Raw genomic sequence first — 21196 nt, forward strand, 5'->3', positions numbered from 1 at the left:
CCGGCACCAACCTTCCCGACCTCGTGGCCGTGGAGGCCGTCGTGAAGGCGGAGAAGGGCCGTCAGACGCTCACCGTCTCGGTCCGCAACGACGGTCCCGCCGCCATGCCGGGCCTGCCCGGGTGGGAGCTCGCTCGCGGCATTCTGTGGTTCGGGATGCCCGAGGGCGTCGAGGTCACGTCGCTGCCGCAGTTCTGCGGGCACGAGACCGGCCCCGGCGACGTCCTGCCGCGTGGGGGCGACGGCTGCCGGCTGCGGGAGACCATCGGGGTCGGCGCGACGGCGTCCTTCGCGATCGAGGTCGAGGTCGCGACGATCGACCTGGCCGCGCGCGGCCGCGTCGTCGCCGGGCTCGACGAGGACCTCAAGCCGGTGCCCGCCTTCGACCACGAGACGCGCGACAACGTCGCCGACATCCGCATCGACGGTTCGCCGCAGGGCATGCCGAACACCGGGACGCCCGTCTGGGGGACCGGGTTCACCGGTGCCGGGCTCGTCGCGCTCGGCTTCGGCGCGCTGTGGCTCGGGAGGCGGCGACCGACCGTCGCCTGATCCGCGGTGGGGCCGCGGCGGGGCTCAGCCCTGCTGCGGCTTGCGCTGCTCCGGGGTCGCCTGCTGCGGTTCGGCCCGGCGGGCCTCGCGGCGGGCGGCGTTCGTCCGGCGGATGTCCTGGGCGGCCTGCCCCTCGGCGCTCTTCTTCGACTTCCAGAAGCTCAACGTGATGATGATTCCCACCGCCGCGGCGATCATGAGGATCACACCGGTGATCTGGAGGTCGATCCAGTCCGGACTCGATTTGACGGCGAAAGTGAGGATCGCCCCGAGTACCAGCAGGAAGATGCTGCCGCCGATTCCCATTTGCCACCCCTCAGCGTCGGTGTCCACAGGCTACTCCGAACGCGCTTGAGAAAGCCATACCGAGCGTGGCGGCGCGGCGCCGCCGATCGCCGGGCGGGGATCGGCCGGAGCGGTTTAGGGTGGGTGGGCCGCCCCGAACCAGTCCCGTCGCGCAAGGAGTTGATCGCCGGTGTCGGATAGATCCTTTGTCCACCTGCACGTCCACACCGAGTACTCGATGCTCGACGGCGCCGCCCAGCTCAAGCCCCTGTTCGCCGAGGCCGGACGCCTGGAGATGCCGGCGATCGGGATGACCGACCACGGCAACATGTTCGGCGCCTACGGCTTCTACAAGCAGGCCCAGTCGGCGGGCGTCAAGCCCATCATCGGTATCGAGGCCTACGTCGCCCCCCACGACCGCTTCCACAAGAAACCGGTCTACTGGGGCGACCCGAGCCAGCGCTCCGACGACCTGTCCGGTAACGGCGCCTACACCCACATGACGATGCTCGCGCGCAACGCGACCGGCCTGCACAACCTCTTCGCGCTGTCGTCGAAGGCCAGCATCGAGGGCTACTACTACAAGCCGCGCATGGACCGCGATCTCATCTCGACGCACGCCGAGGGCATCATCGCCACCACCGGCTGCCCGTCCGGCGAAGTGCAGACCCGGCTGCGGCTCGGCCAGTTCGACGAGGCGCTCCAGGCCGCCGCCGACTACCGCGACATCTTCGGCGCCGAGAACTTCTTCTGCGAGGTCATGGACCACGGCCTCGACATCGAGAACCGCGTCCGCGAGGGCCTCAAGAAGATCGCCGACCAGCTGAGCCTGCCCTGGCTGGCCACCAACGACTCCCACTACGTCACCCAGGACCAGGCCGGCGCGCACGAGGCCCTCCTGTGCGTGCAGTCCGGCAAGACCCTCGACGACCCGAAGCGCTTCAAGTTCGACGGGGACGGCTACTACCTCAAGTCGGCCGCCGAGATGCGCGCGATGTTCGACGACGAGCTGCCCGGCGCCTGCGACTCCTCGCTGCTGATCGCCGAACGCGTCGAGTCCTACGACTCCGCCTTCGGCCACGCCGACCGGATGCCGATCTTCGAGGTCCCCGACGGCCACACCGAGGAGACCTGGCTCCACCACGACGTTCTCGAAGGTCTCCGGTGGAGGTTCCCGGCCGGGATCCCCGACGGTTACGTTGAACGGGCCGAGTTCGAGCTCAGCGTCATCAACCAGCAGGGCTTCCCCGCGTACTTCCTCGTCGTCGCCGACCTGTGCAAGCACGCGCGCTCGGTCGGCATCCGGGTCGGCCCGGGTCGTGGTTCGGCCGCCGGATCCCTTGTCGCGTACGCCCTCGGCATCACCAACGTCGACCCGATCGAGCACACCCTGCTCTTCGAGCGCTTCCTCAACCCCGAGCGCGTCTCGATGCCCGACATCGACATCGACTTCGACGACCGCCGCCGCGGCGAGATGATCGTCTACGCCACCAACAAGTACGGCGCCGACAAGGTCGCCCAGGTCATCACCTTCGGCACCATCAAGGCCAAGGCGGCCCTGAAGGACGCCGCCCGGATCCTCTACGGCCCCGCCGGATTCGGCATGGCCGACAAGATCTCGAAGGCGATGCCGCCTCCCGTGCTGGGCAAGGACATCAGCCTCAAGGGGATCGTCGACGACTCCGACCCCCGCTACAAGGAGGCGACCGAGGTCCGGTCCCTTTTGGACACCGACCCCAACGTCAAGAAGATCTTCGACACCGCCCGCGGGCTCGAAGGCCTGATCCGCCAGCCCGGCGTGCACGCCTGCGCGGTCATCCTGTCGAAGGATCCCGTCATGAACGTGATCCCGGTGTGGGCGCGGCCGCAGGACGGCTCCATCATCACCGGCTTCGACTATCCGTCCTGTGAGGACATCGGCCTGCTGAAGATGGACTTCCTGGGCCTTCGCAACCTCACCGTCCTCGGTGACGCGATCGACCTGGTGAAGGTCAACCGGGGCGTCGACGTCGACCTCGACGCGCTCCCCATCGACGACCCCAAGACCTACGAACTCCTCCAGCGAGGCGACACCCTCGGCGTCTTCCAGCTGGACGGCGCGGCCATGCGCGAACTGCTGCGCCGCATGCAGCCCACCGAATTCGCCGACGTCTCGGCCGTCGGCGCGCTGTACCGCCCCGGTCCGATGGCGATGAACGCGCACAACGACTACGCCGACCGCAAGAACGGAAGGCAGGACGTCAAACCGATCCACCCGGAGCTCGCCGAGCCGCTGCGGGAGATCCTGGAGCCGACTTACGGTCTGATCGTCTACCAGGAACAGATCATGAAGATCGCGCAGAAGGCGGCCGGCTTCACCGCCGGGCAGGCCGACGTTCTGCGTAAGGCCATGGGTAAGAAGAAGCTCGACGTGCTGGAGAAGGAGTACGAGCGCTTCCACGCCGGTATGCGGGCCATGACGGCGGAGAAGGACCCCGAGGCCCCGGCCGGCGGTTACTCCAACGAGGCCATCAAGACCTTGTGGGACACGATCCTGCCCTTCGCCGGGTACGCGTTCAACAAGTCGCACGCCGTCGCCTACGCGATGATCTCGTACTGGACGGCCTACATGAAGGCCAACTACCCGGCCGAGTACATGTCGGGCCTGCTGACCTCGGTCGGCGACTCCAAGGACAAGATGGCGGTGTACCTGTCGGAGTGCCGCAAGATGGGCATCAAGGTCCTGCCGCCCGACGTGAACGACTCGCTGGGATCCTTCGCCGCCGTCGGTTCCGACATCCGCTTCGGCATGGGCGCGATCCGCAACGTCGGTGAGAACGTCGTGGCCTCGATCGTCAAGTGCCGCAAGGAGAAGCAGCCCTACGAGTCCTTCCAGGACTTCCTGTCCAAAGTGGACGCCGTGGTGTGCAACAAGCGCGCCGTCGAGTCGCTGATCAAGGCGGGCGCCTTCGACTCGCTCGACCACAGCCGCCGCGGCCTCGCCGAGGTGCACGAGCAGGCGATCGACGCGATGATGTCGATCAAGAAGGAGGAGGCGCGCGGGCAGTTCGACCTCTTCGGGGACATGTTCGCCGCCGAGGAGTCGTCGTCCACATTGGGCGTCGACCTGACGGTTCCCGAGCATGAGTGGGACAAGCGGGACCTGCTGACCTTCGAGCGCGAGATGCTCGGGCTGTACGTGTCCTCGCACCCGCTGGTCGGGTATGAGAGGCACCTGAGCGCCAACTCCGACAAGCCGATCGCCGCCCTGTTCAGCGACGACATGCCCGACGGTGCCATGGTCACCGTCGCCGGGATCCTGACCAGTGTCGCCAAGCGGGTGACGAAGCAGGGGAAGCTGTGGGCGTCGGCGTCCATTGAGGACCTTGAGGGCGGGATCGAGGTGCGGTTCTTCCCGGCGACCTACGAGGCCATCGGCGACTACCTCGCCGAGGACCTGGTGTGCTGCGTGAAGGCGAAGCTGGACAAGCGCGAGGGCACCCCGCAGCTGATCGCGCAGGACCTGAAGATCCTCGACGTGTCCACTCCGGACAAGGACGGCGTCGCCGGGCCGGTGACGTTGTCGCTGCGGGCCCAGACGGTGACCGAAGGCCTTGTCGGGAAACTGAAGGAGACGCTGTCGACGCACCGCGGCGACGCCGAGGTGCGGGTGCGGCTGACCGGCGCCGGTCCGTCGCCGAAGCTGTATCGGTTGTCGCCCAACTGGAACGTCAACCCGTCGACGGCCCTGTCGGCCGACATCAAGGCATTGCTGGGGGCGGGGGCGCTGGAGTAGCGCCCCCTGGCCTGGCTACTTGCGCACCGTGTACCGCAGGTGCGTGACCCCCTCGCCCTCGATGACCTCCGGGCCGTCGAGGGCGATCGGCGTCGTGGAGAGGCCGTCGAAGAAGCGGTGGCCCTTGCCGAGGAGGTAGGGGACGAGGTTGACCTCGATGCCGTCGAGCAGGCCCGCGTTCAGGAGATTCGCGACCGTCCGCGTGCCGGACGTGCCGACGAACCCGTCGCCGGCCAGCTTCTTCGCCACGGCGGCCGCCTCCTCGATGGTGTCGGCGAAGACGACCTCATCGCGGTCCTCCCAGCCTTCGGGGACGCCGCGGCTGTAGCAGACGATCGGCCGGTCCACCGGATGCCGGCCGCCCCAGCCGCCCGTCATGTCGAAAAGCGCGCGCCCGCAAAGGATCGCGCCGCACTCGCCCCAGGTCCGGCGGATGTACTCGGCGTTGACCGGCCCGACCTTGAACTCGTAGGGCTGGTCGCCGATGGTGACGGGAATGACTTCGTCACCGCTGTGGTGCCAGGAGAAGACCTCGTCGATGCGGTGCTCGGGACCGGCGATGAAGCCGTCGAGGGACATGGACATGGATGCGATGATGCGCGACATTGCGTGCTCCTCGGGTTCTGTTCGGGTGTACCCGTTGGTCGGAGCGGGCGCGGGGATTTCGACATGGTCGGCGGGGTCAATGTCGCCGGGGGTGGTCGGGGTGGGCGCGGGGGAGGTGGGCGTGCGGGGCCGTTCATGTTCTGCGAGGACCGCGAACGCGTGCCGCCCACGAGGAGCCAAGCGTCCGCGGGAAGCGCGACCGTGTCGGCCTGCCGCGCGATGTCGCCTAATCCTCGAACGCGTCGTCCATGTCGTCGAACTCCTCCTTCTCCGCCACCTCGCCGACGTGCCGGCCGAAGAAGAGCACCTCGCCGTTCTCCCGGACGGCGCGGCCCGGTGGCAGCAGCGGCTCCCGGAGTGGCGGCATGTCGATGTCGTCCCAGGTGAGCGTCGGGTGGCCGTCGGCGGCGTCGTCGAGGGCCATCAGCAGGAAGTCGGATTCCGAGTCCTCGCCCGGCTGGTGGGTCTCGATGGCGTAGTCGAGGGTCTCGTACGTGTGGCGGCCGGTGGCGAAGAGCGCGTCGGCTTCGGCGCGGACGGCGGCCGCGTCCGTCGACACGAGCACCACCCGTTCCTGGTCGCCGCCTTCGGGGGCGGTCGCGACCAGTTCGAGCACGTAGAAGGCACCGGCGTGGGTGCAGGGCGGGTCTTCGTCCGGCCGCTCGGCCTCCTCGCCGGTGAGGGTCTCCAGCCGCGCGACGGCCGGGTGGTCGTATGGGTCCAGGCGCACGGCCGTCCGGTAGGCGTCGGCGGCCTGGGCGCGTTCACCCCGCAGTTCGTGGGCGAGGCCCTGTTCGAACGCGCTGAGGTTGTCGTTCGGATCGAGACCGCGGGCGTGGGTGGCGTGGGCGACGACCTCGGCGGCGAGGGCGCGGGCGTGCTCGTCGTCGGGCGCGGGGAGCGTCTCGTACCGGCTGGACGCCGCCTGGAACGGCTCACCCAGGTCGTGCTCCACATGGGCCGACAGGCGCGCCATCGCGAGCAGGGTCAGCCCGACGGCCGCGGTCGCGTCGTCGGGTGTCCGCGCGTAGAAGGCCGCGAGGCTCTCGACTTCACCGCTCTTCGACGCCAGTGAACCGGTCGCGGCGGCCGTGCGGATGTCGTACAGGAGCTCACCGGCGTGGCGGAGATCGTCGGGCATGCCGGGAGGGTAGTCGACCCCGCCCAACACGGACGGGACCGCCGTCCCCGGCGGTCCCGTCCTCATCCCACGCACGTTCTCACCGGCCTAACGCCGGTAGCCGCCTCGTCGGAAGTCGTACTGCCGTGCGTTGAGCGCCGACTTGCGTGCGGTCTTGGTGCGCGCCTCTCGCGTCGCGGCGTTCCGCTCGGCCTTGTGTTCGGTCGTGCGGATGTTGTTCGCGGTCTTTCGCATCAGGATCTCCATCTCGTTGGTGGTGGCCGGGTGCGCCGTGGTGGCGGTGAAGTCGAGGACCTCGATGTTGAGCACTTTTCCTCCAGGAAGTTGTGATGGGCATAAAGTTAGTATCGACCTAAGAAGATGTCAAGCATAAATTTGGGTCGGACCTATGAGAGGATGGCGGGCATGACCGAACAGTCCCCCGGCCTGCGTGAACTCCGTAAGCGCGAGACGCGTCAGGCGATCTCCGACATCGCCACCCGCCTCTTCCTCGCGCGCGGCTTCGAGCGCGTCACCATCGCCGAGGTCGCGGCGGCCGCGCGCGTGGCGAAGATGACCGTCACCAACTACTTCCCGCGCAAGGAAGACCTGGTCTTCGACATGCAGGAGGCCTTCACCGAAGGACTCGCCACGGCGGTGCGCGACCGCGCGCCCGGCGAGTCGGCGATCGCCGCGCTCCGGCGCGACTTCCACGCGCGGCTCGCCGCGCACGATCCGGTGATCGGCTTCACCGGCCGCGAGTTCGGGCAGATGGTCGCGGGGAGCCCGGCCCTGTCGGCCCGCCTCCGGGAGTTCCACGACCTGCGCGAGAACGCCCTCGCCGAGGCCCTCGCCGCCGAGACCGGTGCCGGCGAGCACGACCTCGGTCCGCGCGTCGCCGCCTCGCAGCTCGCCGGGGTCCTCCGGGTCCTGTTCGGCGAGGTCAAACGCCGCACCCTGCTCGGCGAGGAGCCGCCGGTGATCGCCGAGACCGTCGGGCGCCTCGCCGACGCCGCCTTCGTCCTGGCCGAAGTGGGTCTCGGCGACTACCTGGTGCGCTCGGCTTAGGCTCGACCCTCATGAGCCTTGTTCAGGTACTGCCCGCTGCGGACCGCCCCATCCCGCCCGAGGGTGTCCTCGCGCTGTACGCCGAGGCGGGGTGGTGGCCGGAGCGGACGGCCGCGCATGTCGAGAAGATCCTGGCCGTCTGCCCGGCTGTCGGCGCGTGGAACGCCGACGGTGAGCTCGTCGGCTTCGCCCGCGCGGTCTCCGACGGCGTGTGCCGTGCTTACGTCGAAGACGTCGTCGTCGCCGAATCCCTTCGAGGACAAGGGATCGGGCGGCGGCTCATGGACGCGCTCAACGCGGAGCTGGCCGGGATCGACGTGGTCTCCCTGTTCTGTGGGCCGGACCTGGTCGACTTCTACGAGACCACGGGTTTCGCCTTCACCGGGCAGCGGATCGCCCACCGCGCGAAGGAAACGGGCGCGGATGCCTGAGGCGCTGCTGATCGGGGGCCGCTCGGGTTCGGGTAAGTCCACTGTGGGCTGGGAGGTGTCGGCGCTCCTGGGCGCGGCCGGGATCGTCCACGCCTACGTGGAAGGCGACACCGTCGGCAACATCGTGCCGCCGCCGGCCGACGACCCGAACCGTTCGCGCATCACCGAGACGAACCTCACCGCGATGTGGGCGAACTTCGCGCGAACCGGTTGCGCCCGGCTGGTCTACACCAACACCGCCAGCGTCCTGGAGCCCGACATGTTCGAGCGTGCCCTCGGCGGCTCGGCGAGGCTCACGCCGGTGATGCTGACCGCGGGGGACGCGACCGTCGCCGCCCGGCTCGGCGGCCGCGAGATCGGCAGTGAACTGGAGTCGCACATCAAGCGAAGTTCCTTCATGGCGCGGTATCTCGACGAAAACGTTCCACAAGGGACGATCAGGGTCGCCACCGACGGCCGTACCGTCACCGAGATCGCGCGCGAGATCGTCGCGGCGACGGGCTGGAGCTAGTCGGCGGGCCTGAGGTGTTCGAAGGCGGCGAGGTTGCGCGTCGACTCCCCGCGCGACAGCCGCCACCGCCACTCGCGGCGAATCGACTCGGCGAAACCCAGTTCCAGCAAGGGATCGAAGGACTCGTCGGCGTAGGTCAGCACGCTGCCCAGGATCCTGTCGACCTCCTCGGCCGTGATCGCCGACAGTGGCACGCGGCCCATCAGCCACACGTCGCCATGACCGTCCACGGTGAACGCCACGGCGTACATACGAGCGTTGCGGCGCAACAGATCGGCGTGGAAGGCGGCGGTGTTCTCATCGGGCCGCCGGATCACGAAGGCCTCCACGCGCAGCGCGTGGTCCTCGACGTGCAGCAGACAGGTCGTGCTGAGTTTGTGGGTGCCCGGGAGGGTCACCGCGTACGACGACGGCCCGGCCGGGGCCCAGTCGACCTCAAGCTCGGTGAGTATCCGCTCCAGCGCATCGGTCACTCCGACATCACAGCACAGGCCGGGCCGCCGTGTCCGGCAGGATGCGGGAAGTCGGGGGCTCGCCCAGTGCTGGACGGTACGGCGCGGCGGTTCGGGCGGGTCGTGGCCGAGGCTCTATCGGTGGGGCGGATGCCTTCGCCGGATCGGCGCGAGGCGTGGACGTGCCGTCCTCGACGTCCGCGTGGGTTTGACCAATGTGGACGTCGCCGGGACAGGAAGGCGCGACCCGAGGCGGGCTCGCCCGCCCGGCCGTGACCGCCGGTGCGGTCGCGGCCGGAGGAGCGCCGACGCCGGCCGGTTTCGTGCCGTTCCGGATGTCCCGGCACCGGGGGTACCCGGCGTTCGGGGCGGGGGAGGAGCCGGTGGCGGCGGCTGGGGGCCGCCTGTATCGGCTGTCCACGACCGGCGGGTTGTCCACGGGGCCGTTCTCGCGTGGACCGAACAGTGGGCGCGAGCGCTGCCGATTCCACGCGTTTCCACCCCGGTTGGTGCGCGACGCGGCTGGGTAAACCCCCTGCATGCGACGTGTCGATCCCAGGAGTCCGGGCATCCGCCGGCGTCGGCGGGGGCGTGGCTTCAGCTATGTCGGCGCCGATGGTGCGGCGGTCGGTGACGCCGACCTCGCGCGCATCGACGCGCTGGTGATTCCGCCGGCGTGGCGACGCGTCTGGATCTGCGCCGATCCCGCCGGACACATTCAGGCCGTCGGCTACGACGCGGCGGGCCGCCGCCAGTACCTGTACCACGAGGACTGGCGTCGGGACCGCGACGAGGAGAAGCACCAGCGGGTGCGCGACCTGTCGGAGCGCCTGCCCGCCTTCCGCGCGGCCGTGACCCGCGACCTGCGCGGGCGGGGCGCCACCCGGCGCCGGATCCTGGCCGCCGCGCTGCGGATCGTCGACCTCGGTGTCTTCCGCAGCGGCGGCGAGGAGTACACCGAGGACAACGGCAGCTACGGACTGGCGACGCTCCTGCGCGGGCACGTGCGCATGCTGGGCGACCGGCTCACCTTCCGCTACCCCGCGAAGAGCGGCGTCGAGCGGGAGGTGGTGGTCGACGACGCGAGGCTCGGCGACGTCGTCCGCGCCATGCGGCGCTCGCCCGGCGAGCGCTTCCTCGCCTACCGCGACGACGAGGGCTGGCACGACGTCCGCGCCGCCGACGTCAACGAACGCTTCAAGGACCTCGTCGGCGACGAGTACACCGTCAAGGACCTGCGCACCTGGCACGCGACCGTGACCGCCGCCCGCGCGTTCGCCGACACCGACGCGACCGAGGCGTCGGTCATGCGGGCCGTCGCCGACGAGCTGGGCAACACACCCGCCGTCGCGCGGGACGCCTACGTCGACCCACGCGTCATCGAGGCCTTCGAGGAGGGGCGCACGGTGTCGCGGCGGGCGGGCGACGCCGAGGTCCGCGCGCTGCTCGACGGGCCGCGGTTATCCCCTTCGAGGCCCCGGGAGGCGTGGGGTAGAGTAGCGAGGATTCCTGGCCAGGTAGCTCAGTTGGTACGAGCGCTCGCCTGAAAAGCGAGAGGTCGCCGGTTCGACCCCGGCCCTGGCCACCGGGAACAAACCCCCTCCGGGCTTCCGGAGGGGGTTTTTCGTGCGGGCGAAGCGCCGGCCGGGTCACGCGAACCAATGCGTGACCGCGAAGATCACCATGGCCACGCCGAGGATCACGGCGGCCATGCCTCCGATGAGGCGAGACGTACTCTCGCGGGACATGGTCAGGTTGCCGGCCCCGATCGCGACGGCGACCAGCGCGAAGAGGATCAGGCACAAGGGCGAGGCGAGGTCGCCGTCGGTGGTGAGGGCGAACGCGACGATGGGCATCCCCGCATTCTTCCCACAGTGGCGGCTTCGCCGCAGCCCTCACCCCACCACCCCCCAAGCCACGGTCACCTCGCCGTCCCTCCACCGCGACGGCGGTTCCTGCACCGGCACGCCGCCCGCCCGCGCGGCCTCGACGGTGCGTCGCCAGCGGTCGCGGGGGCCGAAGACCGACGAGCCCGCCGCGTCGCGCCAGGCGTCGTCGAGGGCGGCGAGGAGGGCGTGGACGCCCTCGCCGGGGGTGTTGCGGTGGATCAGCGCCTTCGGCAGGCGTTCGGCGAACGTCGCGGGCCTCTCCAGGTGCGCGAGGCTCGCCGACAAGGTCAGCGTCACCGGTTCGCCGTCCTCCACCGCGATCCACGCGCCGAGGCGCCCGAGCTCGTCGCAGGTCCCGTCGACGACGACCGCGCCACGCGCGCCCATCAGTCCCCAGGCGCCGGCGACGGCGTCCTCCGGGTACTGCCGCAGCACGTTCGCCGCCCGCACCAGCACCGGCCGCAGTCCCGCCAGCTCGAAGCCGCCGCGCGCGAAGGTCAATCCCGGCGGCGACGCCACCGCTTCACCCAGCGCGACGCGCTCCGGTTCGATCTCCAGCCCGACGACGCGCACGTCGCCGCGCGCCCGCCGCAGCCTCCGGTACAGCTCGACCGTCGTCACCGGCGCACCGCCGTAGCCGAGGTCGACGACCAGTGGATCGGCCGCCGCCCGCAGCAGCGGCCCGTACCGGCGCGCCACCCAGTGGTCCATCCGGCGCAGCCGGTTGGGGTTCGTCGTTCCCCGGGTGACCTCGCCGACCGGCTTGGACATCAGTTCGAGCGGTGGACTCTGTGTACTTTGTGCTGCGCCGCCTGCGCCAGCGGCCGCAGCACCAGCCTGTCGACGTTGACGTGATGCGGGCGGGAGACCGTCCACGCGATCGTGTCGGCGACGTCCTCGGCCGTCAACGGTTCGGCGACGCCCTCGTACACCTTGTCGGCGGCCTCGGCGTCGCCGCCGAAGCGGTTGAGCGAGAACTCGTCGGTCTTCACCATCCCCGGGTCGATCTCGATGACCCGCACCGGCCGGCCCGACAACTCCAGCCGCATCGTCTCGGCCACCGCGGTCTCGGCGTGCTTGGCGGCCGCGTACCCGCCGCCGCCCTCGTAGACGATCAGCCCGGCCGTCGACGACACCCACACCACCGTCCCCGCGCCCGACGCCACCAGCGCCGGGAGCAGCGCCTTCGTCACGCGCACGGCACCGAGGACGTTCACCTCGTACATCGCGCGCCACCCGTCGATGTCGGCGTTCTCGACGTAGTCGGCGCCGAACGCGCCACCGGCGTTGTTGACCAGCACGCGCACATCGAGGCCGTCGAGGGCCCCGGCGAGCGCCTCGACGCTCTCGGGGGACGTCACATCGCACTCGACGGGCGTACCGTCGACCTCGGCCGCCAATGCCGTCAGCCGCTCCATGCGGCGTGCCGCGAGGACGACGTGGAAACCGTCGGCGGCCAGGGCGCGCGCGGTCGCCGCGCCGATGCCGCTCGAAGCTCCGGTCACGACGGCTACGGGCCTGCTCATGTGGGTACTCCCCTGATCGGTGTCGCCGCCCACTCTGCCACGGGGCCGCATTGTGGCGGACGTCACGCGGGCGGCCGTTCGGCGCTTCGGTGCATGACTATTGGACCGGCCCTAAGGCGGGCGCACGAGAAGATCAGGAGCTGCGATGGAGCGCGGTAGTGGCCGCGGTGTTTCCCACCTGTGCAGGAACAGGGTGGCGCCGAGGCGAGTGGCGATGCTGTCGATGCACACCTCCCCCCTCGATCAGCCGGGCACCGGCGACGCCGGGGGCATGAACGTCTACGTCCTGCAGGTGGCCGCGAGGCTCGCCGAGGCGGGCGTCGCGGTGGAGATCTTCACGCGCGCGACGTCGAGCGACCTCGCCGACTGCGTGATGGCCGCGCCGGGCGTGACCGTCCGCCACATCCCCGCGGGGCCCTACGAGGGCCTGCTCAAGCAGGACCTACCCGCGCAGCTGTGCGCGTTCACGGCGGGCGTGCTGCGCGCCGAGGCGGCCAGGCCGCCCGGGTACTACGACCTCCTGCACACGCACTACTGGCTGTCCGGGCACGCCGGGTGGCTGGCGAAGGACCGCTGGGGCGTGCCGCTGGTGCACACCGCGCACACCCTGGCGAAGGTGAAGAACGCGCTGCTCGCCGAGGGCGACACCCCTGAGCCGCTGTCGCGGGTCGTCGGGGAGGAGCAGGTCGTCGGGGAGGCCGACCGGCTCGTGGTCAACACGCCCTCGGAGGCCGAGGACCTCATCACCCGCTACGACGCCGAGGCCGCCAAGATCTCCGTCGTGCCGCCCGGTGTCGACCTCACGCGCTTCACACCCGGGGACGGGACGGCGACCCGCCGTGCCCTGGGCCTGCCGCCCGACGCCTACGTGCTGGCGTTCCTCGGGCGCATCCAGCCGCTGAAGGCGCCCGACCTGGTGTTGCGGGCCGTCGCCGAGCTGCGCGCCCGCGATCCCGAGATCGTCAAGCGGCTTCACATCCTCTACGTCGGCGGGCTGTCCGGGACCGGGCTCCAGCGGCCCGACGAGCTGCACGAACTCGCCGTGCACCTCGACCTGGCCCGCCGCGTGCACTTCCTGCCGCCGCGGTCGGGCGACGCGCTCGTCGACATCTACCGCGCCGCCGACGTCGTGTGCGTGCCCAGCTTCAACGAGACCTTCGGCCTCGTCGCGCTGGAGGCGCAGGCGTGCGGGACGCCGGTCGTCGCCGCGGCCGTCGGCGGTCTGCCGGTCGCGGTCGCCGACGGGGTCAGCGGCGTGCTGATCAACGGGCACGGCGCCGGTGAGTGGGGGCGCGTGCTGGGGCGCCTGCTGCGCGAGGACGGGCTGCGCGAGCTGCTCGCGTCGGGCGCGCGGACGCACGCGGAGAAGTACTCGTGGTCGAAGACGGCGGCGGGGCTGCTGTGCGCGTACCGGGAGACGCTGTACGCGCGGGCCGCGCAGAACGCGCGGGCGGGGTTGCGGAGGGCTTAGGTCCGGCGGGCCACCCCCACGATCCGCTCCCGCAGCGACCTTCCCTCCACCGCTTCCAGTACCGCCAGGAGCACCTCGGCCAGCGGTGCCGGCAGTTCCTCGTCGAGGTCCCGCATCGCCGTCGCGACGGCCGTCCATTCCCTGTGCACGGCGGGCAGCAGCCCTTCGCCGTGCTCGCTGAGGTGGGCGACGCGCTGGCGCGCGTCGGTTCCCGGGCGCAGTTCGAGCAGGCCGTCGCGGGCCATCTGGGCGACCGACTGGCTCGCCGCGGAGTGGGTGACGCCGACGGCCTCGGCGAGGTCGCGGATCGGCATGGGGCCGTGGGCGGCGAGGGCGCGCATGACCGGGGAGTAGCGCGGGCGGTAGCCGGCGGGGAGGCCCAGGTCGGGGTAGGCGCGGGCGACGTCGCCGTCGAGGAGGTCGTGCACGTGCCGCAGGAGCGTGCCGACGGCCTCGCGTTCGGGGGTCTTGGCCATGGCCTAATGTAACAGCGCTGTTAGATCTCTGGAGGTCCGCCATGGCCACGCGCTACCCGCCCATCGAGCCCCACGCGTCCGGCATGCTCGACGTCGGCGACGGCAACCGAGTCCACTGGGAAACCTGCGGGAACCCCGACGGGAAACCCGCCGTCGTCCTGCACGGCGGACCCGGCTCCGGAGCCTCGCCGAACTGGCGCCGCTACTTCGACCCCGAGCGCTACCGCATCGTGGTCTTCGACCAGCGCGGCTGCGGCCGCAGCACGCCCGACGCGGGCGTCGCCGACCTGTCGGCCAACACCACCGCCCACCTCATCGCCGACATCGAGGCCCTCCGCCACCACCTCGGCGTCGAACGGTGGCTCGTGCTGGGCGCGTCGTGGGGCGCCACGCTCGGCGTCGCCTACACCGAGGCGCACCCGGAGTCGGTCAGCGAGGTCGTCCTGTTCAGCGTCACGACGACGACCCGCCGCGAGGTCGACTGGATCACCGGGGACATGCGCCGGGTCTTCCCCGCCGAGTGGACCCGGCTGCGCGACGGTGTCCCCGAGTCCATGCGCGGCATGCGGATCATCGACGCCTACGCCGAGCTGCTCGACGACCCCGACCCCGCCGTCCGCGACAAGGCAGCCCGCGACTGGTGCGCCTGGGAGGACACCCACGTCGCCACCGTGCCGGGCTACGAACCCGACCCGCGCTACGCCGACCCCGTCTTCCGACTGCGCTTCGCCCGCCTCGTCACGCACTACTGGCGCCACTCGGCCTGGTACGCCGACGGCGAACTCCTCGCCGGTGCCGCGAAGCTCGGCGGGATCCCGGCGGTGCTCATCCACGGCCGCCTCGACTTCAGCAGCCCGCTCGACATCGCCCACGACCTCGCCGAGGCGTGGCCGGGAGCGGAGCTGGTCGTTGTCGACGACGCCGGACACGGCGCCTACCCCGGGACGATCGACAGCGTCGTCCGGGCGACCGATGGGTTCGCCGCCGCCGGCGAGGCATGATTCTCCGATGACCCAGCCCTCGATCAACACCCGCATCGCCACCGAGGCCGACGACGAGGCCATCCTCGCCGTCGAGGCCGTCTCCTGGGACTCCAGCTCGGGTTTCCCGTCCATGCGGGAGCCCAAGGAGAGCGCCTTCAACGAGCGCACCACCCCCGCCAACTACGTCCTCGCCGAGGTCGACGGCAAGGTCGTCGGGTACTCCCGGCTCATGCCCAAGACCCCGGTCGCCGAGAACTCCCACGTCAAGGGGATCTACGGTCTCGCCGTGGTTCCCGAGGCGCGCGGCCTTGGCGTCGCCTCGAAACTCCTCGAAGCCTCCGCCGACGAGGCCCGCCGCCAGGGCGCCCGCAAGATCAGCCTCGGCGTCTTCTCCACCAACGAACCCGCTCGGCGGCTCTACGCCAAGCACGGCTACTTCGAGGAAGGGCGCTCGAAGGACGAGTTCCTCGTCGACGGCGCCTACGTCGACAACATCATGCTCGCCAAGGTCCTCTAGCCGAGCCCGGCGCACGCCTGGCAGGATCATGACCATGCCAGCAACGACGCTGATCACCGTGGCCCCCACCGGCGCCGAGACCGAGAAGTCGAAGGTCCCGGCGCTTCCCGTCACCCTCGACGAGCTCGTGTCGACCGCCGTCGACTGCGAGAAGGCGGGTGCCGCGGTCATCCACGTGCACATTCGCGACGACGACGCCAAGCCCTCCCTCGACCTCGGCCGCCTCAAGGCGACCGTCGACGCCCTCCGCGACGCGACGAACCTGATCGTCCAGCTGTCCAGCGGCGGGTCCGTCCACGACCCCGAGGAGCACCGCCTGCGCGTCCTTGAGGCCGCGCCCGACATGGCGTCGTGCACGATGGGCACGGTCAACTTCGGTCCCGACGTGTTCATGAACCGCTGGGACTTCATCGTCGAACTGCACGAGCGGATGCAGGCCGCGAGCGTCGTCCCGGAGTACGAGATCTTCGACATCGGGCACGTCGCCTCCCTCGGCCGGCTCCTCGACAAGCACGGACTGCCCTTCGGCGGGCACGTCCACATCGACTTCGTCCTCGGCGTCCCCGGCGGCGCGCCCGGCACCGCCGAGACCGTCATCGCCGCCAAGCAGCAGATGCGCGAGCACCTCCCGGCCGACGCGACCTTCGCCGCGACCGGCATCGGCCGCTCCACGCTGCCGGTCCTGCTCACGACCCTGGGCGCCGGCGGGCACCTCCGCGTCGGCATGGAGGACACGCTCACCTACGCCAAGGGCGAGCCGGTGGAGAGCAACGCCAAGCTCGTGGCGCGCGCGAACTCCCTCGCCCGCCTCGCGCAGCGTCCGCCGATGGACGTGGCATCGGCGAGGAGCATGCTGGGTATCAGATCGTGAGCTAGTTCGCGAAGTCTTGCCCGGGATCTTCACCGAAAGATACGTTTCAATCGTGGTTTATAAAGGTGGCGCGGCAATCGCCGAGGTGGTCAGGTCCGGATTCGTCGAGGGCCTGCACCGCGGCTCGATCGCGCTGCTCGACGCGCGCGGCGACATCGCCTACGCGGCCGGGGACATCGACGGGCCGGTGTTCCCGCGCTCGGCGAACAAACCGCTCCAGGCCGTCGGAATGCTCCGGGCCGGGCTGCCGCTCCCGGCGCCCGCCGACCTGGCGATCGCCGCGGCGAGCCACTGGGGCGAGCCCTTCCACATCGCGCGCGTCCGCCGGATCCTGGTCAACGCCGGGCTTACCGAGTCCGACCTGGCCTGCCCGCGCGACCTGCCGGTCGACTCCGCGGCGCGCGCGGCCGTCATCGCCTCCGGCGGCGGCGCCACGCGCCTGCTGATGAACTGCTCGGGCAAGCACGCCACGATGCTCGCGACCTGTGTGGCGGCGGGCTGGTCCACGTCGGACTACCTCGACCCGGGCCACCCGCTGCAGAAGGAGATCGCGCGCACGATCGCCGACCTCGTCGGCGAGCCGATCGCGGCGACCGGTGTCGACGGCTGTGGCGCGCCCCTGTTCGCCTTCAGCCTCACCGCTCTCGCCCGGTCCTTCGCCGCGCTGGTCTCGGCCGAGCCGGGCAGCAACGAGCGCGCGGTCGCCGACGCGATGCGCGCCAACCCCGAGCAGGTCGCCGGGACCCGCGGGCACGACACGCGGTTCATGCGCGCGGTGCCGGGGATGCTGTCGAAGGTCGGCGCCGAAGGCGTGTGGGCCATGGCCGTCCCGGGCGTGGGCGCGCTCGCGGTGAAGATCGACGACGGGGCCCGCCGCGCGGCGCTCCCGGTCGCCGTCGCCGGACTGGCCCGCCTGGGCGTCACGGGCGATGAGCTGGCCAAGGCGGGGGAAGCCATCCTGTACGGGCGCGGGGTGCCGGTCGGCGCCGTCCGCGCGACCCTTCCCTAGAGGAGCATCCGGGCATGCCGCAGATCGTTGTCTCCCACTCCGACACCGTCTCCTTCGACCGGCAGGCCTTCGCGCGCGAGCTGCACCGCGAGGCCGCGAAGGTCATCGACGCCTCCCTCGACGACTACAAGACGCGTTTCCTGCCCATCGGGACCTGGACGATTGGCGACGGGGACGGGCCCGACACGCTCGTGCACGTCGACTTCGGGCTCCTGTCGGGCCGCAGCGAACAGGCCCGCGCCGAGCTGGCCGCGCGGCTGCTGGACCTGCTGCGCGCGACCTTCGCCGACGCGCCGCCGCGCACACACCTGACCGTCGAGGTCCGGGAGATGAACCGGCCGACCTTCGCCAAGCACATCACCGCTTGACCTGGAGCGCACTCCAGATGCGATCTTGGGTTTCCCCGTAGTCCGGAAGGAAACCCCATGACCGTCACGCTCGCCCTCGGCGCGATGAACTTCGGCACCACCACCGACGAGGCCACCTCGGTGGCCCTCCTCGACCGCTTCGTCGAGGCCGGCGGCACGATGATCGACACCGCGAACTGCTACTCCTTCTGGAATCACCCGAGTGGCTACGGCGGCCAGAGCGAGGAGCTCCTCGGCCGCTGGTTCGCGTCGCGGCCGGGCGTGCGCGACCGGGTCGTGCTGAGCACGAAGTGCGGTGCCGAGCCGACCGTCGCCGACGGCGACTGGCCCGAGACGCGCGAAGGGCTCGGCGCCAAGGCGGTCACCGACGCGCTGCACGCCAGCCTCAAGCGGATGGGCGTCGAGCGCGTCGAGTACTTCTGGTCGCACATGGAGGACCGTCGCGTGCCCGCCGAGGAGACCGTCGCCGGACTGGGCGCGCTGGTCGCCGAAGGGCTCGTCGGGAAACTCGGGGCCTCGAACCACACGACGTGGCGCGTCGAGCAGGCCCGCGGCATCGCCCGCGGCCTGGGCGTCGAGGGGTACGGCGCGGTGCAGCTGTCGCACTCGTACGTGAAGCCGCGGCCGGAGTCGGCGAAGGCCTCGGGACACCGCTTCGGATGGTTCACCGACGAGACGCGCGACTACGTCGTCACCGAAGGACTGGAGACGTGGGCGTACAGCCCGCTGCTGACCGGCGCCTACATCCGCGCCGACCGGCCGCTCCCCGAGGCCTATGACCACCCGGGCACGACGCGGAAGCTCGCGGCCCTCGCCGCCGTCGCCGGCGAACTGGGCGTCAGTCTCAACCAGGTCGTGCTGGCCTGGCTGACCGGAGCGCCGGAGAAGGCCGTGCCGATCGTGGGCGTGTCGAGCCTCGCGCAGCTGGACGAGGCACTCGCGGGAGCGGCGCTGGAGTTGAGCGTGGAGCAGCGCGAGGCGCTGGACGCCGCGGTGTGAGATGGCGGGTTTACGCCATCTCGTACAAGTGTGCGTAACTCGCCGTCACCGGTGCCGTTAGTTCTCGCAGAAGCAAGCTGAGAATGCAAACTGCATCTGCGATTGGAGAAGTGCGCGTGGTGACGCGGGAACATGAGGCCTTGATCGACCTGCTCGGGAATGCGCCCGGACTGTTGCTCGACCTGCTGCCGACGGCGGAACTCCCCGCCGACCCACAGGCGAAGGTGATCTACGGTCCGGAGCGGACGACCCAGATGCCGGCGGAGCTCTATGTCGACAGGGTCGGCAAGGTCGAGTTCACCGACGGGCGGGTGCTCATGGTGCTGATCGAGGTCCAGCTCCGCCGGGACGACCGGAAGAAGTTCACCTGGCCGGTCTACGCCACCGAGGTCCGGCGGCAGTGGCGGCATCCCGTGGCGCTGGTGGTGTGGTGCCCGGACGAGACGACCGCGTCGTGGGCACGCGAACCGATCCAGCTGGGTCCGTTCGGGACGGGCGCGCCGGCCGCGGTGTCGCCGCGCAACTTCCCGGTCATCACCGACCCGGACCAGTGGTCCGGCAACGTCGGCACCGCGGTCCTGGCCGCGCTGGCGCACCAGCGCGACCGACGGTTTCCCGAGATCGCCGCCGCGCTGCTCCGGCTGCTCGAATCGGTGGAAGCGAAGCAGGCCGAAATCTACTACGACAACCTCGCCGGAGTACTGGACGACTCCGCGAGGGAGATTCTGGAGGGCACAATGAGCACTATGACGCCTGGTTACAAGAGCACCTTCCTCCGGACGGCGCACGCGGAGGGGGTCGCGGAGGGTCGTGAGGAGGGCCGTGAGGAGGGCCGTGGGGAGGCGGTACTTCAGGTCCTGACCTCACGAGGGCTGCCGCTGAGCGAGGAGAGTACCGAGCGGGTGCAGGGATGTCGCGATCAGAGCCTGCTGAAGGCATGGTTGGATCGCGCGCTGGTCGTGGACTCGGCCGAAGAGATCTTCGACTGATGCGCACGCGCCATCGCGATGCCGAGACGCTGGCGGCCGAGGTCGACCACGGCGACTTCGCCGGAGTGCCGGACGGCTCCGCGAGGGAGATTCTGGAGGGCGCGAGGAGCACCAGGACGTCTGGTTACAGGAGCACCCTCCTCCGGACGACGTACGCCGAGGCGCGCGCGAAGGCCCGTGCGGAGGCCTACGCGGAGGCCTACGCGGAGGCCTACGCGGAGGGCTACGCGGACGGTTTCGCGGAGGGCACAGGCAAGGCGGTACTCCTGGTCCTGGCCTCACGGGGGCTGACGCTGAGCGAGGAGAACGCCGAGCGAGTGCGCGGCTGCCGGGATCAGGACCAGCTTTACGCCTGGCTGGATCGTGCCGTGTTCGCGGACTCGGCCGAGAAGATCTTCGACTGAGCCGTGCGGGTCGGCGGTGCCGCGCTGAAGCTCAGCGCCGAGCGACGGACGCGGCCCTCTAACCGGGAGCCGAGAACCGCGGCCGTGAAGCGGGCCGGGTCGTCGAGCCACGGGAAGTGCCCGGCACCCGGCACGACCGCCGCCGCGACGCCGAACAGCCCCGCGACCTCGGCGACCGCCTCGGGCGGCGAGTTCAGGTCGACCTCCCCGCCGATGACGCGGACCGGTGCGGTGAGACGCGACAGAGCCGCGCGGGTGGCGGCCGGGTCGAAGGCGCCTTCCGAGCCGTACACGGCGGCGGCGTCGTCGTTGCGCCAGCCGTCCTCGGCGGCCCGGTGCGTGCGGGCGGCGTCGTCCCAGCGGCCGTAGAAGAAGGGCGCGATCGCGGTGAAGTCGGACGGGGTCGCGCGCCCGGCGACGACCGCCTCCAGAGCCGCGAACGCCTCGGGAAACCACGGCTCGTCATGGCGTTTCCTCGCCGTGGCGAGCCTTGTCTCGGGCGTGATCTCGACGCCCACCGCCGCGACGCTCGGGGTGACGAGGGTCAGCGCGGCCACGCGGTCGGGAAACCGGGCCGCGTAGAGGACCGCGAGGTTCGTGCCACCGGAGTGCGCGAGCAGGCTCACCGTGTCGAGCCCGAGGTGCTCGCGCAGGGCCTCGACGTCGGCGACGAGCCGGTCGCAGCGGTAAGAGGACGGATCGGCCGGGACCGCCGACTCGCCCGTGCCCCGAAGGTTCAGCATGACCAGCCGCCGGTGAGCGGAGAGGCCGCCGAGCTCGCCGAGGTAGGCCGGGTCCGACATCGGGCCGCCGGGCAGGCACACGAGCGTGGGCCCGTCGCCGAGGGCGCGGTAGGCGAGACTCGTTCCGTCGTACGCGGTGAAGAACACGCCGC

25 protein-coding genes and 1 tRNA gene are annotated in these 21196 nt (G+C 70.8%); 16 read left to right on the forward strand and 10 right to left on the reverse strand.

Going from position 1 to position 21196, the window contains the following annotated elements:
- The first annotated feature begins 41 nt into the window (after window positions 1-41).
- Window positions 42-551, forward strand: a complete 510-nt coding sequence (locus HNR73_RS33455) for a hypothetical protein (protein ID WP_184791886.1) — start codon at window positions 42-44, stop codon at window positions 549-551.
- A 24-nt stretch (window positions 552-575) separates the two neighbouring features.
- Here HNR73_RS33455 and HNR73_RS33460 read toward each other — a convergent pair whose 3' ends face one another.
- Complete coding sequence (locus HNR73_RS33460) at window positions 576-857, reverse strand: DUF6458 family protein (protein ID WP_184791887.1); 282 nt, start codon at window positions 855-857, stop codon at window positions 576-578.
- A 169-nt stretch (window positions 858-1026) separates the two neighbouring features.
- On the opposite strand from HNR73_RS33460, the gene dnaE reads away from it, so the two are divergent.
- Window positions 1027-4611, forward strand: a complete 3585-nt coding sequence (dnaE, locus tag HNR73_RS33465) for a DNA polymerase III subunit alpha (protein ID WP_184791888.1) — start codon at window positions 1027-1029, stop codon at window positions 4609-4611.
- A gap of 15 nt (window positions 4612-4626) precedes the next feature.
- Here dnaE and HNR73_RS33470 read toward each other — a convergent pair whose 3' ends face one another.
- The 3 genes from HNR73_RS33470 to HNR73_RS33480 form a co-directional block, all read right to left on the reverse strand.
- Window positions 4627-5217, reverse strand: coding sequence for a dihydrofolate reductase family protein (locus tag HNR73_RS33470; protein ID WP_184791889.1), 591 nt, complete (start codon window positions 5215-5217; stop codon window positions 4627-4629).
- A gap of 226 nt (window positions 5218-5443) precedes the next feature.
- A complete protein-coding gene (locus HNR73_RS33475; protein ID WP_184791890.1) occupies window positions 5444-6358 on the reverse strand; it encodes a tetratricopeptide repeat protein in 915 nt (304 codons plus the stop codon).
- 87 nt (window positions 6359-6445) lie between these two features.
- Window positions 6446-6667: a hypothetical protein gene (locus HNR73_RS33480; RefSeq protein ID WP_184791891.1), complete on the reverse strand. Its 222-nt coding sequence runs from the start codon at window positions 6665-6667 to the stop codon at window positions 6446-6448.
- A 96-nt stretch (window positions 6668-6763) separates the two neighbouring features.
- Between HNR73_RS33480 and HNR73_RS33485 the strand changes: the two genes are divergently transcribed.
- Genes HNR73_RS33485 through HNR73_RS33495 form a run of 3 tightly spaced genes read left to right on the forward strand, consistent with a single transcriptional unit; the run spans window position 6764 to window position 8347 of the window.
- Window positions 6764-7405, forward strand: coding sequence for a TetR/AcrR family transcriptional regulator (locus tag HNR73_RS33485; RefSeq protein ID WP_184791893.1), 642 nt, complete (start codon window positions 6764-6766; stop codon window positions 7403-7405).
- Between the two features lie 11 nt (window positions 7406-7416).
- The gene (locus HNR73_RS33490) at window positions 7417-7836 is read left to right on the forward strand and encodes a GNAT family N-acetyltransferase (protein ID WP_184791894.1); all 420 of its coding nucleotides are present in this window, start codon (window positions 7417-7419) and stop codon (window positions 7834-7836) included.
- Entirely contained in the window at window positions 7829-8347 is a 519-nt protein-coding gene (locus tag HNR73_RS33495; protein ID WP_184791896.1) for a nucleoside/nucleotide kinase family protein, read from the forward strand. The genes HNR73_RS33490 and HNR73_RS33495 overlap by 8 nt, the downstream gene beginning before the upstream one ends.
- Here the strand turns inward: HNR73_RS33495 and HNR73_RS33500 are convergent.
- Window positions 8344-8820 carry a type III secretion system chaperone family protein gene (locus HNR73_RS33500; RefSeq protein ID WP_239122199.1) on the reverse strand — a complete coding sequence of 159 codons (477 nt, stop codon included), beginning with the start codon at window positions 8818-8820 and terminating at the stop codon, window positions 8344-8346. The genes HNR73_RS33495 and HNR73_RS33500 overlap by 4 nt on opposite strands.
- A 518-nt stretch (window positions 8821-9338) precedes the next feature.
- Between HNR73_RS33500 and HNR73_RS33505 the strand changes: the two genes are divergently transcribed.
- Entirely contained in the window at window positions 9339-10346 is a 1008-nt protein-coding gene (locus HNR73_RS33505; protein ID WP_184791898.1) for a DNA topoisomerase IB, read from the forward strand.
- Window positions 10311-10384 (forward strand) — tRNA-Phe (locus tag HNR73_RS33510). Before HNR73_RS33505 ends, HNR73_RS33510 begins: the two co-directional genes overlap by 36 nt.
- Before the next feature lie 64 nt (window positions 10385-10448).
- Here the strand turns inward: HNR73_RS33510 and HNR73_RS33515 are convergent.
- Genes HNR73_RS33515 through HNR73_RS33525 form a run of 3 tightly spaced genes read right to left on the reverse strand, consistent with a single transcriptional unit; the run spans window position 10449 to window position 12214 of the window.
- Window positions 10449-10655 (reverse strand): hypothetical protein, encoded by a 207-nt coding sequence (locus HNR73_RS33515; protein ID WP_184791901.1) that lies wholly within the window; start codon window positions 10653-10655, stop codon window positions 10449-10451.
- 39 nt (window positions 10656-10694) lie between these two features.
- Window positions 10695-11459: a class I SAM-dependent methyltransferase gene (locus HNR73_RS33520; protein ID WP_184791903.1), complete on the reverse strand. Its 765-nt coding sequence runs from the start codon at window positions 11457-11459 to the stop codon at window positions 10695-10697.
- Window positions 11459-12214 carry an SDR family NAD(P)-dependent oxidoreductase gene (locus HNR73_RS33525; RefSeq protein WP_184791905.1) on the reverse strand — a complete coding sequence of 252 codons (756 nt, stop codon included), beginning with the start codon at window positions 12212-12214 and terminating at the stop codon, window positions 11459-11461. The genes HNR73_RS33520 and HNR73_RS33525 overlap by 1 nt, the downstream gene beginning before the upstream one ends.
- A 145-nt stretch (window positions 12215-12359) precedes the next feature.
- On the opposite strand from HNR73_RS33525, the gene mshA reads away from it, so the two are divergent.
- Window positions 12360-13685, forward strand: coding sequence for a D-inositol-3-phosphate glycosyltransferase (gene mshA, locus HNR73_RS33530; RefSeq protein ID WP_184791907.1), 1326 nt, complete (start codon window positions 12360-12362; stop codon window positions 13683-13685).
- On the opposite strand, the gene HNR73_RS33535 is transcribed toward mshA, so the two are convergent.
- Window positions 13682-14161 (reverse strand): MarR family winged helix-turn-helix transcriptional regulator, encoded by a 480-nt coding sequence (locus HNR73_RS33535; RefSeq protein ID WP_184791909.1) that lies wholly within the window; start codon window positions 14159-14161, stop codon window positions 13682-13684. The two genes, mshA and HNR73_RS33535, sit on opposite strands and share 4 nt — an antisense overlap.
- Before the next feature lie 41 nt (window positions 14162-14202).
- Here HNR73_RS33535 and pip point away from each other — a divergent pair, with 41 nt between their 5' ends.
- The 8 genes from pip to HNR73_RS33575 all read left to right on the forward strand — a co-directional run bounded on the left by pip (window position 14203) and on the right by HNR73_RS33575 (window position 20301).
- Window positions 14203-15162, forward strand: a complete 960-nt coding sequence (gene pip / locus HNR73_RS33540; protein WP_184791911.1) for a prolyl aminopeptidase — start codon at window positions 14203-14205, stop codon at window positions 15160-15162.
- Between the two features lie 7 nt (window positions 15163-15169).
- Window positions 15170-15661: a GNAT family N-acetyltransferase gene (locus tag HNR73_RS33545; protein ID WP_184791913.1), complete on the forward strand. Its 492-nt coding sequence runs from the start codon at window positions 15170-15172 to the stop codon at window positions 15659-15661.
- Between the two features lie 34 nt (window positions 15662-15695).
- Entirely contained in the window at window positions 15696-16532 is an 837-nt protein-coding gene (locus HNR73_RS33550) for a beta-keto acid cleavage family enzyme (RefSeq protein WP_184791914.1), read from the forward strand.
- A 49-nt stretch (window positions 16533-16581) separates the two neighbouring features.
- Window positions 16582-17541, forward strand: a complete 960-nt coding sequence (locus tag HNR73_RS33555) for an asparaginase (protein WP_184792142.1) — start codon at window positions 16582-16584, stop codon at window positions 17539-17541.
- Window positions 17542-17555: 14 nt separating this feature from the next.
- Window positions 17556-17909 (forward strand): 5-carboxymethyl-2-hydroxymuconate Delta-isomerase, encoded by a 354-nt coding sequence (locus HNR73_RS33560; RefSeq protein ID WP_184791916.1) that lies wholly within the window; start codon window positions 17556-17558, stop codon window positions 17907-17909.
- Window positions 17910-17966: 57 nt separating this feature from the next.
- Window positions 17967-18908, forward strand: a complete 942-nt coding sequence (locus HNR73_RS33565) for an aldo/keto reductase (protein ID WP_203686424.1) — start codon at window positions 17967-17969, stop codon at window positions 18906-18908.
- 140 nt (window positions 18909-19048) lie between these two features.
- A complete protein-coding gene (locus HNR73_RS33570) occupies window positions 19049-19897 on the forward strand; it encodes a hypothetical protein (RefSeq protein ID WP_184791918.1) in 849 nt (282 codons plus the stop codon).
- A complete protein-coding gene (locus HNR73_RS33575) occupies window positions 19897-20301 on the forward strand; it encodes a hypothetical protein (protein WP_184791920.1) in 405 nt (134 codons plus the stop codon). The genes HNR73_RS33570 and HNR73_RS33575 overlap by 1 nt, the downstream gene beginning before the upstream one ends.
- On the opposite strand, the gene HNR73_RS33580 is transcribed toward HNR73_RS33575, so the two are convergent.
- A complete protein-coding gene (locus tag HNR73_RS33580) occupies window positions 20244-21191 on the reverse strand; it encodes an alpha/beta fold hydrolase (RefSeq protein ID WP_239122198.1) in 948 nt (315 codons plus the stop codon). The two genes, HNR73_RS33575 and HNR73_RS33580, sit on opposite strands and share 58 nt — an antisense overlap.
- Window positions 21192-21196 lie beyond the last annotated feature (5 nt).

The organism is Phytomonospora endophytica, from assembly GCF_014202425.1.
Taxonomy (GTDB): Bacteria; Actinomycetota; Actinomycetes; order Mycobacteriales; family Micromonosporaceae; genus Phytomonospora; species Phytomonospora endophytica.